The organism is Paraburkholderia sp. MM5384-R2 (assembly GCF_014201025.1).
GTDB lineage: Bacteria > Pseudomonadota > Gammaproteobacteria > Burkholderiales > Burkholderiaceae > Paraburkholderia > Paraburkholderia tuberum.
On the sequence record NZ_JACHDI010000001.1, the window covers coordinates 635,538 to 650,171 of the forward strand.

At 63.0% G+C, this 14,634-nt stretch carries 14 protein-coding genes, 2 pseudogenes and 1 riboswitch; of the genes and pseudogenes, 3 read left to right on the forward strand and 13 right to left on the reverse strand.

From position 1 onward, the window contains the following. Positions 1-79: 79 nt before the first annotated feature. Both HDG37_RS03020 and HDG37_RS03025 read right to left on the reverse strand, forming a co-directional pair. On the reverse strand, positions 80-529 hold the full coding sequence (locus HDG37_RS03020; RefSeq protein WP_090804091.1) for an Rrf2 family transcriptional regulator: 450 nt from the start codon (positions 527-529) through the stop codon (positions 80-82). Positions 530-619: 90 nt separating this feature from the next. Continuing rightward, positions 620-1,084, reverse strand: coding sequence for a hypothetical protein (locus HDG37_RS03025; RefSeq protein ID WP_184044494.1), 465 nt, complete (start codon positions 1,082-1,084; stop codon positions 620-622). 494 nt (positions 1,085-1,578) lie between these two features. Between HDG37_RS03025 and HDG37_RS03030 the strand changes: the two genes are divergently transcribed. After that, complete coding sequence (locus tag HDG37_RS03030; protein WP_184044155.1) at positions 1,579-1,902, forward strand: hypothetical protein; 324 nt, start codon at positions 1,579-1,581, stop codon at positions 1,900-1,902. A 42-nt stretch (positions 1,903-1,944) separates the two neighbouring features. Here the strand turns inward: HDG37_RS03030 and HDG37_RS03035 are convergent, their stop codons facing one another. Continuing rightward, positions 1,945-3,714, reverse strand: coding sequence for an ATP-binding protein (locus HDG37_RS03035; protein WP_184044157.1), 1,770 nt, complete (start codon positions 3,712-3,714; stop codon positions 1,945-1,947). A gap of 431 nt (positions 3,715-4,145) precedes the next feature. Here HDG37_RS03035 and HDG37_RS03040 point away from each other — a divergent pair, with 431 nt between their 5' ends. After that, positions 4,146-5,333 (forward strand): ammonium transporter, encoded by a 1,188-nt coding sequence (locus HDG37_RS03040; RefSeq protein WP_184044159.1) that lies wholly within the window; start codon positions 4,146-4,148, stop codon positions 5,331-5,333. A gap of 77 nt (positions 5,334-5,410) precedes the next feature. Continuing rightward, a riboswitch (Fluoride riboswitch) is annotated at positions 5,411-5,472 on the forward strand. A gap of 72 nt (positions 5,473-5,544) precedes the next feature. Next, on the forward strand, positions 5,545-5,925 hold the full coding sequence (crcB, locus tag HDG37_RS03045) for a fluoride efflux transporter CrcB (protein WP_184044161.1): 381 nt from the start codon (positions 5,545-5,547) through the stop codon (positions 5,923-5,925). A gap of 67 nt (positions 5,926-5,992) precedes the next feature. Here the strand turns inward: crcB and HDG37_RS03050 are convergent. The 10 genes and pseudogenes from HDG37_RS03050 to urtB all read right to left on the reverse strand — a co-directional run. Further along, positions 5,993-6,169: pseudogene (locus HDG37_RS03050) on the reverse strand (ubiquinone-dependent pyruvate dehydrogenase); the annotation flags it as partial. A gap of 23 nt (positions 6,170-6,192) precedes the next feature. Continuing rightward, positions 6,193-7,449: an acyltransferase gene (locus HDG37_RS03055; RefSeq protein ID WP_184044163.1), complete on the reverse strand. Its 1,257-nt coding sequence runs from the start codon at positions 7,447-7,449 to the stop codon at positions 6,193-6,195. 421 nt (positions 7,450-7,870) lie between these two features. Then, a pseudogene (locus HDG37_RS03060) lies at positions 7,871-8,165 on the reverse strand (IS6 family transposase); the annotation flags it as partial. 94 nt (positions 8,166-8,259) lie between these two features. Further along, positions 8,260-9,285, reverse strand: coding sequence for an aliphatic amidase (locus HDG37_RS03065; RefSeq protein WP_090804078.1), 1,026 nt, complete (start codon positions 9,283-9,285; stop codon positions 8,260-8,262). A 72-nt stretch (positions 9,286-9,357) separates the two neighbouring features. Then, on the reverse strand, positions 9,358-9,693 hold the full coding sequence (locus tag HDG37_RS03070; RefSeq protein ID WP_184044165.1) for an FmdB family zinc ribbon protein: 336 nt from the start codon (positions 9,691-9,693) through the stop codon (positions 9,358-9,360). A gap of 25 nt (positions 9,694-9,718) precedes the next feature. Then, complete coding sequence (gene fmdA / locus HDG37_RS03075) at positions 9,719-10,957, reverse strand: formamidase (protein ID WP_184044167.1); 1,239 nt, start codon at positions 10,955-10,957, stop codon at positions 9,719-9,721. A gap of 52 nt (positions 10,958-11,009) precedes the next feature. Further along, entirely contained in the window at positions 11,010-11,699 is a 690-nt protein-coding gene (gene urtE / locus HDG37_RS03080; RefSeq protein ID WP_184044169.1) for an urea ABC transporter ATP-binding subunit UrtE, read from the reverse strand. Between the two features lie 20 nt (positions 11,700-11,719). Beyond that, positions 11,720-12,463 carry an urea ABC transporter ATP-binding protein UrtD gene (gene urtD / locus HDG37_RS03085; protein ID WP_090804072.1) on the reverse strand — a complete coding sequence of 248 codons (744 nt, stop codon included), beginning with the start codon at positions 12,461-12,463 and terminating at the stop codon, positions 11,720-11,722. 3 nt (positions 12,464-12,466) lie between these two features. Beyond that, positions 12,467-13,633, reverse strand: a complete 1,167-nt coding sequence (urtC, locus tag HDG37_RS03090) for an urea ABC transporter permease subunit UrtC (protein WP_184039859.1) — start codon at positions 13,631-13,633, stop codon at positions 12,467-12,469. Positions 13,634-13,686: 53 nt separating this feature from the next. Next, entirely contained in the window at positions 13,687-14,604 is a 918-nt protein-coding gene (gene urtB / locus HDG37_RS03095) for an urea ABC transporter permease subunit UrtB (RefSeq protein WP_090804070.1), read from the reverse strand. Between the last annotated feature and the right edge of the window lie 30 nt (positions 14,605-14,634).

A 14,634-nucleotide genomic window follows, 5' to 3' on the forward strand; every position in this document is an offset into this window, starting at 1 on the left:
CCGGAATAGTTCGACCCGCGCCCTACGACACTGCGCTTCTATCGTTCACCGCCGACGCGTCTTGCGCGCGAAGACACGCTCAAGCACGGCGCTTGCGCTCGCGCTGCTTCTCCGAGCGGACCACGTCGGCGGTCGCGTCGGCGAGCGTGCGCGCGGCCAGCGCCGCTTCCATTGCCTGCTGCGCTTCGTCGATGATCCCGCTCAACACGCTCTGGATATTGCGCCCCACCATGCACGCCGGATTTGGCTCCTCGCGATGCAACGCGAACAACTGCGCGTCTTCCACCGCGCGATAGACCTCGAGCAACGTGATCCGTTCCGGCCGCCGCGCAAGCAACGCGCCGCCACCGGCGCCCATCTGCGAGGTGGTGAGGCCGGCGTCGGAGAGCATGGTCAGAAGCCGGCGAATGAGCGCGGGATTGGTGTTCACGCTGCCCGCGATCATCTCCGACGACAACGGCACGCCGCCCTGTAGCGACAACAGCGCGAGCACATGCACGGCAAAGGCAAACCGGCTACTCGTGTTCACGGCAGATCCGTCCCGAAACGACAATGTGTAACCATCGTAATTACATATAACGCTAATGTCAAACGGCGAAACCGGATCGAACGGCGCGGGTCATTTATCCATCTGCTTCTGCGCGTCGGCGGAATCGGTCGATGCAGTCGACGAAGCCGACGCGCCCGCATTCTGCGCCGACCACGCCTGCAGCTTGCGCCCCGCCGTTTCGAGGCCCTGGCCCGTGATCGACGCGGCCTTGCCGAGTTGCGCGTTGGCCGCGCTCGCCGCGTTCTGCAGGTTGGCCTGCGCGCTCGACGCGAGCGCGGCCGGGTCGATCTTGAGCGACGGCGCGGAGGCCGAGTCGAGGTTCTGTTGCGCGGCGTCCTTGGTCGCGTCGACCTGTTGGCCGACGTAGCTCGCGGCCTGATCGAGCTTCTGACCGGCAAGCTGCGCGGCGTCGTTCAGCTTGCCCGCGACCTGGCCGGCCGACGCGTCGTTCTTCTGACACGCGGCCAGCGCGCCGAACACGAGGACCACGACCGCCGCGCGGTGCAATAACGATGGGGAAAGAGATGAAATCATGATCTGGAAGGAGCCGCGTCGAGCGGCTCGCACATGCGAAGACGTGCCCATGATACCGCCGTTGCGCCGCGCGGCCGCTTCGGATCGCCCCGGGCGAGTCCGGATCGCCCCGGGCGAGTCGGATCATGTTCGTCGCGCTCCTTCTGCTCCGGCAGTATTGCGAAGCCCCCGATTAGCAAATAAAAGTTGATTATGTCGCCCGCTGCCTGAGTGAGGAAAGCGGCGGTTCGGCATGGGTTGAGCCGCTGTTCCGGCGTTGCGCCCGAACCCTGCGAGGATTGATGCAATCTGGCGAGCACATCGATGTACTCGCAGCTGGTCGGCACGCGGATCGCGCACCGAGCCCCGAGACCACGTGCAGCAACGAGCGTCGACTTGCAGCGGCGCTCGCCTCAACATCGCTCAACAGCGCCCCACAATTCAGAATCTTCCGACAGTTGCAGGCGAAACACCTCCCTATAGTGTCGCGGCTGCTTTTGGGGAGTGCTGTTTCGATGAAACTGATCGACTGGATCGTCACCCTCGTCATCATGCTGATGGCGATCGTTTTTTTCTGCGCGCGCCGGCTGCCCACCTGGTCGCACGACACCCGCGCTCGGCATATGAAAGGGACCCGTTTGCTGATGCAGGCCGCGTGTGCACTGTGGGCGGCGCTGCTGGGTGTCACGCACGGCCTGTTTGCCGTCGAGGGTCTTGCCGGCATTCGGCCAACACCGGCCGAAACGTTCGCCGGCATCGTCGTGCTGCTGGCATGCGGTTGCTACTGGTCGGTGCGCGGCAGAAGACTGCTGAAGCCGCGGCGGATTTTCGCCGGTTGATGCGCGGGCGAGCGCCATCCGCGCCGCACGATCGAGCGCCCCCTACCGCGTGCTGATTCCTCGCACCGCGTCGATCGAACGCGCGGACGACCCGCTGCCTGCGCCCAAGCCTGGTCCCGCAGCGCCCGGCACACTCTGACGCGCACCACGCGCCGCCGGAGCCGGAGCCGGAGCCGGACCCGCCGCGGCGAGCGCAGCCGCGCCAGCCGCGGCCGGTTTCGCGCCCGCGGCACCCGCCTCTGGCAGCGACAGATAGAACGTCGTGCCTACCCCCTCCTTCGATTCCGCCCACACCCGGCCGCCATGTCGCTCGACCATCCGCCGCACGAGCGCGAGGCCGATGCCCTCGCCGGCCGCGGCATTGCCGTGCAGCCGCTGGAACGCGGTGAACAGGCGCGGCAGCGCGATCGCCGGGATACCGAGGCCGTTGTCGCGCACGTAGAAGATCCGCAGCGAATGCACGCCCGGCGGCGGCGCCGTCGTGCCGATTTCGACGCTGCCCTCGCGCGCCGGGTCCAGATAGTTGACCGCGTTGCCAATCAGGTTTGCGAAGATCTGTTCGAGCGCGGTCGGATCGCCCCATACCGCGGGCAGTTCGCCGACCGTCACGCGCGCGCGCCGCGCACGGATCGAGCCCTGCATCGCATCGACGACACGTTGCACGATGTCGCGCACATCGACATTCTGGCGCCGGTACTCGACCCGCCCGACCCGCGACAGCCGCAGCAGCGCGTCGATGATGTGCGACGCGCGCAGCACCGCGGTCTGCAGATAATGCAGCGCCTCGCCGATGTCCTCGTCGACGATGCGCTCGATCCGCTCGCGCGTGCTGATCGCGAGCGACGAACCGCGCACCGCGTCGCGCAACTCGTCGCTTGCGCGAATCAGCTCCCTGGAAAATCCCTGCAGGTTCACGAGCGGCGCGCGCAGGTCGTGCGACACGCTGTAGATGAACATTTCGTTTTCCTGGGTCTGCTGGCGCAGCGTCTCGTTGCTGCGCGCGAGCTCGGCGGCGCGCCGCTCGAGGTCCGCGTGAAAGCGAGCTTCGATGCGCTCGGCTTCGAGCAGTCGGCGGCTCGTCTCGTGCAAGGTCAGATCGAGCCGCGCGATTTCATCGCTACCCGCGCCGAGCGGCGCGAGCGGCTCGTTGCCGGCGAGCCGGCCCGCGTTGTCGGACAGCAGCGCGAGCCGGCCGCGCACACCGCGCGTGAACATCCAGACGGCGAGCGCGACGAACAGCAGCGAGCCCAACGCGGCCGCGACGATCAGCGTCTGTTCCCGTTCGCGCACGGCGGCGACGGCATTCGAGCGCGAGCTATCGAGACGGCGCTCCTCGGCCTCGAACGCGGTCACCTCCACACGGAAATGATCGAGCACGTCGGCCTGGGCGAGAGCGTGGAAGCGCGCGAGAATCTCGCCGGTCCGCCCGGCGTGCAGCATGTCCTGGATCCGGTCGGACCACTGGCGGTACGCCTGCACCGCCTGGCGCACCTCGACCACGCGCTCGACCTGCGCCGGATCGTCCGCGACGAGTTCGGCGAGCTCGTCGATGCGCCGGTCGACGTCCATCCATACCGCGATCGGGGTGGTGAAATGCGCGTCGTTGGCGAGCACCGCGCCCCGCAGCGCGACCGATTCGGCCAGCACCGGATCGAGAATCTCCGTGGTCTGGCGCAACACCTCCTCGCTATGCATCGTCCAGCGCTCCGCCATCGTCGCATCGGTCTGGGCCTTCACGACACCGGTGAGCAGCGCGAGTTCGAAAACGGCCGGGATCGCGATCAGAAGCAGGCCTTTTGTGGTCAGTCTCATGCGTGCCCATGGGAGGGGTTGGCTGGCGGATCGTGCACGGAGTCGGCACATTATGTCGACGTTTGCGCGGGAAAAGAAAGAGGGGCACGAACGCGTCGACGGCAGCTTCTGCCGTTCGCGCACAGTGCGCCAGAAATGGGCATCGGCGCGCCGGCCAGCGTCTCGCTGCGTCAGGATTCCGAATGAAAATGTAATTTAAATCGAATATTTCGCCCTCGTCTGGGTCAATCTGCGCAAGGGCGTCGATGTATGCACTTTTTTTGTGCTATTCATCTCTGTTCAGGTGCATGACGCGCTCGGGCGGCGCATGGCTCAAAACCCACCGGATCCCCATCCCGGTGCCCGATTGCACCGTGTCGACGCGGCCAGCACAGCTTTGGCCCGCTTCTTGCTCACATAGCGCACTTTTTTGGCATAAGCGGGACATATCGATGGAAAGTCTGAAATACGGCGCCGATACCGAGTTTCTTTTGATCGGCGCCGCCATGGTGCTGGCGATGCACGCGGGATTCGCCTTCCTGGAGCTTGGCACCGTGCGCAAGAAGAATCAGGTGAATGCGCTGGTCAAAATTCTGGTGGACTTCGCGGTCTCGACGATCGCGTACTTCTTCATCGGCTACACGATCGCATACGGCGTGCAGTTTTTCGACAGCGCGGCGACGCTCGCCCAGCACAACGGCTATGCGCTCGTGCGCTTTTTCTTCCTGCTGACGTTCGCCGCCGCGATCCCCGCGATCGTGTCAGGTGGCATCGCCGAGCGCTCCAAGTTCAATCCGCAGCTGTTCGCGACGTTCGTGCTGGTCGGTTTCATCTATCCGTTCTTCGAAGGCATCGCGTGGAATGACCGCTTCGGCATCCAGGACTGGCTCACGCAGGCTTTCGGCGCGCCGTTCCATGACTTCGCGGGCTCCGTGGTGGTGCACGCGTTCGGCGGCTGGGTCGCGCTGCCGGCCGTGCTACTGCTCGGCGCGCGCCACGGTCGCTATCACCGCGACGGCGGTATCGCCGCGCATCCGCCGTCGAACATTCCGTTTCTCGCGCTCGGCGCATGGGTGCTGACGGTCGGCTGGTTCGGCTTCAACGTGATGAGCTCGCAGACGCTCGACAAGATCAGCGGCCTCGTCGCGGTCAATTCGCTGATGGCGATGGTCGGCGGCACGCTGAGCGCGTGGTTCGCGGGCCGCAACGACCCGGGCTTCACGTACAACGGCCCGCTCGCCGGGCTCGTCGCGGTGTGCGCGGGCTCGGACATCATGCATCCGCTCGGCGCGCTGGTCACGGGCGGTATCGCCGGCGTGCTGTTCGTCTACATGTTCACCTGCGTGCAGAACCGCTGGCGCATCGACGACGTGCTCGGCGTGTGGCCGCTGCACGGGCTGTGCGGCGCATGGGGCGGCATCGCGGCCGGGATCTTCGGCATCCATGCGCTTGGCGGGCTGGGCGGCGTGTCGTTCGCCTCGCAGGTCATCGGCACGCTCGGCGGAATCGTCGTGTCGGGGCTCGGCGGCACCGTCGTGTACGGCGTGATCCGCATGACGGTCGGTCTGCGCCTCGACCAGGAAGAGGAATACAACGGCGCCGATCTGTCGATTCACAAGATTTCGGCAACGCCGGAGTGAACGAAGGCGGCGCTCGCGGGAAACGGGAGAGGCGCGAATCACGCGCCTGTCCCCAAATGCGCGCGCCGATGTTAGACTCCGCGGCTGGAGATGGCATTCTCCATTAACCGCCCTTGGGGCTGATGATGCCTGCTACGCCCGGTTATGCGGACGCGGCATCAACTCGCCCGCATCGACCGGTCTGTCGACATTCCGGTTTCGATCCTCTTCCATGTATTGGTCTTTTCTCGCTGTCGCGATTGGCGGCGCACTCGGCTCTCTGTTTCGCTGGTTCCTCGGCTTTCGACTTAACCCGGTCTTTAGCGATCTGCCACTCGGCACGCTCGCCGCCAACGTGATCGCCGGCTACCTCATCGGCGTGGCGGTCGCGGGCTTCGCGCGTGTGCCCCAGCTCACGCCGGAATGGCGGCTGTTCGTCATCACCGGTCTGATGGGCGGGCTGTCGACGTTCTCGACGTTCTCCGCGGAGGTCGTGCAGCGTCTGCAGGACGGCCGGTTCGGCTGGGCGGCGGGCGAAGTGGCGATTCACCTGAGCACTTCGCTGATCATGACGATGCTCGGCATCGCGACGGTTTCGTTGCTGGCGCGCTGAGGCGAACACGTTGACGAGGATTACGGACGCGGGCCCGAGCCGTCGGCAATCGGGCTCGCGCCTGTTTTCATCTGAGCTCGGTGCGAGCCAGCTCGACGATCTCGTCGCCGCGTCCGTTCAATATCGCACGCAGCATATAAAGGCTGAATCCCTTCGCATGGGCAAGTTCCACCTTCGCAGGCATGGCAAGCTCATGCTTCGATGTGAGCACATCGACGAGTGCGGGACCGGGATGCGCAAACGCCTGCACCTGGCCGGCAGCGCGTCTCAGTGTGTCGTCGGCACCGACGTCGCAGGCAGCGGCGCGGGCCGGGCTGCGTCCCAGCGGCTCTTCAGCACGCGGCGCAGCCTGGTCCTGAGCGGCACCACGACCCGCTCCTGAAACAGCACCGACGCCACCAGCACCAGGATCAGATAGACCGGATAGGCGGAAAAATGCACGGGCACCTGGCTTGCCGCCTCCCGGCAAACATGCGGTCGATGCACGCATGACAACAGCGAATACGGAATGCCAAGCAGCTTCTGCACTTTGAGAAAGCCGATAAATAGCGGGTATTGCAGCGCGAAGATCGACAACGAGGCGTTGCCGAGCCGTCTCGTCCAGGCGGCCACGCGCGGCGACGCGTTTTGCAGTACGCTCGCGCAAACAAAAATCACCGCGACTTGCGCGGGCAAGAGTGCGCCGTTGTGAAGAAGTACTTCCCACGAACGCATTCCCGCCGTAAACAGAAAAGTGGCGCCGATGAAAAGTGCCCCCGTAGCAGCGAATATGATCCACCGGCAACTCGCGATCATGCCGGTAATGCTTTCAACGTTCGCCTCGAATATCCCGTAAGCGAGAATGCCCGCCAGAAACTCCGGAAGCCGCACCAGCGGATTGGTATGCAACACACCGATCGGCCACACCTGATACCAGCCGCCTGCAACGACGATCACGGCCGGCAACAGGCTGGCGCCCCACATCGCCATCAGCATCGTGGACTTCCACCGCATCGACAGCAGGCGTGGCGCGAGCGCCGGAAACAATAAATAGAAAAAAAACAGCGTCGACAACGACCACGACGGAATGTTGAATGACAGATAAAAGGGATTCCAAGCCTGCAATAACAGGATCTGTAAAACCGCATTGACCGCCACTTCCACACCGCTCATGGTGTGCACAATCGGCGTTGCTGAATCGAGGTTGCTCAGTTCGGTGTCGAAGGGATGGGAATTCACAGCCATTAATGCAACGCTCAGCGCTAGCGTAACGATGTGAATGGGATAAATATTGCTAAAACGGTTGATAAAAAACTTCGATGCCGAAACCTTCATCGCTTCACCAGTTTTCTTTTCCACCGAAACGTGCGATAGAATGAATCCTGACAGAATAAAGAAGATACTCGTCGCGCAGCCGCCGAATTTGAAGAAGTCGGCCATTGGCATCGCCCTCGCCTCGGGGTAAATGACGAGCGTGTGGAAGACGACCAGATAGCAGGCCAGCAGGAACCGCAGGATGTCCAGCCCCGGGAGTATCGCCTTCATTTTGTTTTCCTTTTTCTTACGTGGAAATATCGCCTCATTGCGTTTCCTTTCATTTTTATATTCTTTAATTTTTAAATTGAAAGCATTTACGCGACTCGATATGCGGAGCATGATTCATGGAGGCGCGGCAACCGGTATGTGCGCTTCCGCACCAATTGCAGCTGCAAAAAAACACTGTGTGCGAAGATCGCCGGAAACCAGCACGCGCGTCTCTCCGCCCGCCATCCCGTCAATGAGAAAACAGTGACAAAATAAATGCGCAGAGCTGCGATGTAAAAAACGCAACCAATAGGCGACCAGCAGTTCTCGCGCGACGTCTTTTGCGCGAGGCGGCGGTTTCTTAAGATTTCACCTGAGTGCTGCTCAATGCGCTGTCACGTTGCTGACTCCATGACGAGATATCGGCAAGGACAGTCGTATCTCAGAACACGGTGGACGGAGCTTGGGCAATGCCGGTGAAGAGACGCCACGCGTCAAATCGCGCGGCGAGCTGTTTGCGATAGAGCGAGGCGCTCAGCAGATGACCGCGTGCGTTCGGGCAAGCGAAACCCTCGCATCCGGCGCTCGCGTTCACGCGTGGGTTGATGGCTGTTTTCAGCGCGGTTGTTCACGCGCGCGCAGGCCTTGACGAACACGTGCTTCACATTCGCCAGCTCAGGGATCTCTGTTTTCGCGGCCGGGTAGCTGCGAACCGCGTGGCTGATGACTGACGCCGGGAATCGATGGCCATGGTAGAACGATTTCGTCTTTTTCATCACGTCGTCATAGCTGACCAGCGCGCGAACGTGACAACGCCCGGCGAACCAATCCTCACGCCCCGTTCGGAATCCCTTCAATCGGGCACTCCGGCGTCCCTGGCGTCGGGCGCGTGAGTGCTTCGACGCGGCGGCGCGTGCCGTCGGGGTCTTCAATCCAGTCGCGATAGAACCCAAACGGACAGGCCGCCACGCCGTTCGCGCCGTCGCCCGAATTGATCGTGCCCGTGTACCCGCGGTGCAGAAGTTTGTATAGATGGTTCTGCGACTGCATCGTGCGCCGCGCGTCGCGGATCATGCTCAGCGAGAGTTCCGCGTACTGCACGCCCATCTCCTCCTCGCCGCACTCGCCGAGCGTGCGCCCGTCGAAACCCACGATCGCCGAGTGGCCAAAGTACGAATACACGCCGTCCCAGCCCGTGGCATTCGCCACGGCGACGTAAGTGTTATTCATCCACGCCATTGCCTTAGCCACCATCACCTGCTGCTCCTTGGCCGGATACATGTAGCCCTGGCAGCGCACGATCAATTCCGCGCCGTTCATCGCGCAGTCGCGCCAGATCTCGGGATAGTTGCCGTCATCGCAGATGATCAGGCTGATCTTCAGACCCTTCGGCCCATCCGTCACGTAGGTACGATCGCCCGGATACCAGCCTTCGATCGGCGTCCAAGGCATGATCTTGCGATACTTCTGCACGATCTCGCCGCGATTGTCGATCAGCACAAGCGTGTTGTACGGCACCTTACGCGGATGTTCTTCGTGACGCTCTCCCGTGATCGAGAACACCCCCCAGACGTTGGCCTGGCGGCACGCCGCCGCAAATATTTCCGTCTCCTCGCCCGGCACCGTCGACGCCGTATCGAACATCTCCTGCCGGTCGTACATGATGCCGTGCGTCGAATACTCGGGAAACACGACGAGATCCATGCCAGGCAATCCCTGCTTCATGCCGACCACCATGCCGGCGATGCGGCGCGCGTTGTCGAGCACCTCCGCCTTCGTATGCAGACGCGGCATCTTGTAGTTGACCACCGCGACGCCCACGCAATCGTTGCTGCTCGAAATATCGCCATGTCGCATGACATATCCTCCTTAAGTCCCTCAGATCGCAGGCGGACTTCGGGCCGCCCGCTCCGCTTCAGCACACACTCACTAGTGGCTGATCATCCATGGTCGTCCTGCCGGCCGTTTGAGTCCGTCCGAAGCCGATCCCGCGAGCTTCGCGCCGCCACCCGAGCAGCAACTGCATCCTGCCCGATGACGCAACGGCGCCCCGTCACCGGACTGGCGCGGCGCGTGCTGCGCGCGCTCGTTCGTTGCGTGCGCGGAGCGCCGTGTATTCGCCATCAAGGCTAGCGACGGCGCGCTGATCACCCGGCCGCTCTCCCCTCCGCACTCGGGACAGCGACAAGGCTTTTCGCGGTCCGCCATGCGCCGCATGACGGAAAAGGGACCGCAACTCACGCATTCGAAGTCGTAGATCGGCATGACAAGCTCTCCTGGTAGCGTTGGCTCAGACGTTCGCCAGATCCGGCGAGCATGGCAAATCCACACCGCCCTTGATGTGCTGGATGGGCCCATCGGCATTCGGGCGAATGTCGAAGTCGAAAATCTGTGTCGGCAGCCACAAGGTCGCGCACGCATTGGGAATATCGACCACGCCGCTGATATGCCCCTGCACCGGCGCACAACCGAGCAACGAATACGCCTGCGCGCCCGAATAGCCGAACTTCTTCAGATACTCGATCGCGTTCAGACAAGCCTGCCGATACGCGACCGTCACGTCGAGATAATGTTGAGCGCCCTGCTCGTCGACCGAAATGCCTTCGAAAATGAGGTAGTCGTTGTAATTCGGCGTGATAGGACTCGGCTGGAATACCGGATTGCGAATTCCGTATTTCGCCATGCCACCCTTGATCAGATTCACGCGCATGTGTACCCAGCCCGCCATTTCGATCGCGCCGCAAAACGAGATCTCGCCGTCGCCCTGGCTGAAGTGCAGATCGCCGACGGAAAGTCCTGCGCCATCCACGTAGACGGGGAAGAACACCTTCGAGCCGCGCGACAGATCCTTGATGTCGCAATTACCGCCGTGCTCACGCGGCGGCACGGTGCGCGCCCCTTGCGCCGCCGCCTTGTCACGCGCGTCGCCCGTGAGTTGCCCCATATGCGCGGTCGCTGCGAACGGCGGATTCGCCAGCGGCGGCACGCGCTCCGGCGCGGTCGCGATCAGGCCGGTTTCGCGTGCGTTCCAGGTTTCCAGCAGTTTCGGATCAGGCAGGCATCCGATCAGGCCGGGGTGAATCAGACCCGCGAAATTCACGCCTGGAATGTGGCGCGAGTTCGTGTAGACGCCGTGAAAATCCCAGATCGACTTCTGCGCGGCGGGAAAATGGTCGGTGAGAAAACCGCCGCCATTGGTCTTCGAGAAAAATCCGTTGAAGCCCCACTGGCTCTCGGACTTCGCACCGATGTCGAGCAGGTCCACGACCAGCAGATCGCCGGGTTCCGCGCCATGCACGCCGACCGGGCCGGACAGAAAATGGACGATCGACAGATCGATGTCGCGCACGTCGTCGGCGCTGTCATCGTTCTTGATGAAGCCGCCGGTCCAGTCGTAGGTTTCGAGGATGAAGTCGTCGCCGGGCTTGACCCAGCAAGCCATCGGAATATCCGGGTGCCAGCGGTTGTGCACCTGCGTGTTTTCGTAGGCCGGCTGGTTCAGATCCACCTTGATGAGAGTTTCGGGCATTGCGTTCGCTCCGTGGTTCGAGGGTCGGTAAATGCGGTTCGGTGCGCCGCACTCATACCGAGAGGTATTCGCGGATGCGGTCGGTGTCGCCTGCATCGCGGGTGCTTTGATGTACGAAGCGGCCGCCTTCGATCACGAAGAGCCGGTCGGCGACGTCGAGCGCGAAGCTCAACACCTGCTCGGACACCACGATGGCGATGTTGCGGGTCGTGCGAATCTGATTGAGCGCCTTCGCGATGTCCTTGATGACGGACGGCTGAATGCCCTCGGTAGGCTCGTCGAGCAGCAACACCTTCGGATCGGTCGCGAGCGCGCGCGCAATCGCGAGCTGCTGTTGCTGGCCGCCCGAGAGGTTGCCGCCCTTGCGCCGTCGCATGTCGAACAGCACGGGAAAGAGCGCGTAGAGATCGTCGGGCACGAGCTGGCTGCGCGCGTTTTCGAGGCCCGTCCGGATGTTCTCCTCGACGCTCAGCGACGCGAAGATCTGCCGGCCTTGCGGCACGTAGCCGATCCCTTTCGCCACGCGCCGGTAGCTCTCGTCTTTGGACACGTCGGCGCCGCCCACCCGCACCGTGCCGCGATTGGCGGGCAGCATGCCGATGAGCGCCTTGAAAAGCGTCGTCTTGCCCATGCCGTTGCGGCCCATCACCGCGACGCTTTCGCCGTTCGCCACGGAAAATCCGATGCCGTGCAGCACCTCGCTCTGGCCGTAGCTGACCACGAGATCGTCGACTTCCAGCATGATGTGTTCTCCGTGTAAATTCAGTGGCCGAGATAGACATCGATCACGCGAGGATCGGATTGCACCTGCGCCATCGGCCCTTCCGCGAGGATCTTGCCTTGATGCATGACCGTGACCTTGTGCGCGATCCGCTCGACGAAGGCCATGTCGTGCTCGATCACGATCATCGAGCGATTGCGGCAAATGTGATCGAGCAGTTCCGCTGTGACTTCCCGTTCGCGCGCGCTCATGCCTGCAATCGGTTCGTCCAGCATCAGAAGTTCGGGGTCCTGCATCAGTAACATGCCGATTTCCAGCCACTGCTTCTGGCCGTGCGACAGCAGCCCGGCTTCGAGATCGAGCGAAGCGGCAAGACCGATCTCATCGGCTACCGCACGCACCCGGTCGGCCACTTCGGCATCCTCGCGATAGGCGAGCGCGCCGAACACGCTGCGTCCGCGCGGAAACGACACTTCGAGGTTTTGCGCGACGCTCAGGTTTTCGTAGATCGACGGCGTCTGGAACTTGCGGCCGATGCCCTTGCGCACCCGCCGGAACTCGGCGAGATTCGTGATTTCCTCGTTGCGGAACTTGATGCTGCCGGCGGTTTCCCTGGTCTTGCCGCAAATCAGATCGAGCAGCGTCGTTTTGCCCGCACCGTTCGGGCCGATCACGACGCGCAATTCGCCGCGCTCGAGATAGAGGTTCAACGAATCGATCGCCTTGAAACCGTCGAACGACACGCTCAGATCTTCAATCGCAAGCAGAAAGTCAGTGTTGCTCATGCGTCAGATCTCCTTGTTCGCTGCGCCGAGCCACCGGCGGATACGCGGCCGGGCATGCTCTTCGTAGAGACCCGCGAGCCCGTTCGGAAAGGCCATCACCACGCCGATGAACATCGCCGCCATCAGATAGAGCCAGAGATTAGGCAGGCTCTCCGAGAACCAGCTTTTGCCGAGGTTGACGAGAATCGCGCCATACACCGCCCCCACCAGTGACATGCGCCCGCCGACTGCGGCATAGATCACCATCTCGATCGACGGCACGATGCCGACGAACGACGGTGACATGAAACCCACCTGCAACGTGAACATTGCCCCACCGACAGCCGCGAGCAGCGCCGCGAGGCAGAACGCGAACACCTTGAACATCGCGACGTCGTAACCGGAGAAGCGCACGCGGTCCTCCTTGTCGCGCATCGCGAGCAGCAGCGTGCCGAGCTTGCTGCGCTGGACCCAGCGACAGGCGAGCAGCGCGCCGATCAGCAGCACCGCATTGACGAAATAAAGAACCAGCTTCGCGTGGTCGGTGCGGATGTCCCAGCCGAGCAGCGTGCGCAGATCGGTGATCCCGTTCACGCCGCCCGTATATCCTTGCTGGCCGATGATCAGCACCGAAAGAATCAAGGCGACCGCCTGCGTGATGATCGCGAAGTACACGCCGCCCACCCGCCGCTTGAACATCGCGTAACCGACGACGAACGCGAGAGCCGTAGGCACCACGAGCACGGCGAGGATCGAGAACGGTAGAGAATGAAACGGCCTCCACCACGTAGGCAGCGCGGTGAGCTGATTCCAGTCCATGAAGTCGGGAATGCCGGGCGTGGTCTGCGTGTGGGTGGCGGCCGGGTCGGACGCCTCAAGCTTGAGGAACATCGCCATCGCATAACCGCCGAGGCCGAAGAACACGCCTTGTCCGAGGCTGAGCACGCCGCCGTAGCCCCACGCGATCACGAGGCCAATCGCCACGAAAGCGTAGGTGAGGTACTTGCCCATCAGGTTCAAGCGAAACGTATCCAGCACAAGCGGAAACACGACAACGATCAGCACCGCGAGTATCGCGATGCCCACGTAACCCGACGCGTCGAGCCGCATCGCGAGCGCGCGCCAGCCTCCCGGCGCGCTGGGACCGGATCGCGGGGAAACGCTCCCCGCCACGGCTTGGATGGGTTCCATGTCCATCTCCATACGAATTAATCAGTGAATGAGCCGTGCACGGCGCCCCGCACTCACACGCGCCGCACCTTCGACGCAAAGAGTCCCTGCGGACGCAGCATCAGGATCACGACGACCGTCAGCAGCGTAAGAACACGTGCAATCGAACCCGACAGGAAAAACTCGCTGATCGACTGCATCTGCGCGATGCCGAACGCCGAGGCCACGGTGCCGAGCAGGCTCGCCGCGCCGCCAAAGGTGACGACAAGAAACGAATCGACGATATAGAGAGAACCGCTGGTGGGTCCGGTCGAGCCGATCGCCGTGAACGCCGCGCCCGCCACCCCCGCAATACCGCAGCCGATCGCGAAGGTCATCCGGTCAGTGCGCCGCGTGTTGATGCCGGCAGCGTTGGCCATGGGCCGGTTGGCAACCGTGGCACGCACGCGCAGGCCCCAGCGCGAGCGGTAGAGCGCGAGCAGCAGTCCACCTGTCATGACCAGCGCGAGTCCCATCACGAACATGCCGCTGACTGGAATATCCAGGCCTGGCGCTGGCTCCCAGGAGCCCATCAGCCAGTCGGGCAGCGCAGGACTCACTTCCTTCGGCCCGAACGTCGAGCGAAACACTTGCTGCATGCCGAGACTCAGACCCCAGGTAGCGAGCAGCGTGTCGAGCGGACGGCGGTATAGATGGCGGATCAATGCCCATTCGGCGAGCCAGCCCGCCGCGAACGCAAGGCCGAATGCCGCGACGATCGCGAAGAAAAAGTACACCGGCGTGAACGCGTGCCAGACGTTCTGCGAGAACCACGAAAACATGTAGACGGTATAAGCGCCGATCGTCATGAATTCACCGTGCGCCATGTTGATCACGCCCATCTGGCCGAAGATCACGGCGAGCCCAAGCCCCATCAGGAGCAGAACGCTGAACAGGCTCAGACCGGCGAAGCCCTGCATCAGCGTGATGTTGAAAATGTCGGTGGCGGACATCGAGCGCTCCTCGCGCGGCGGCGCGTTGCG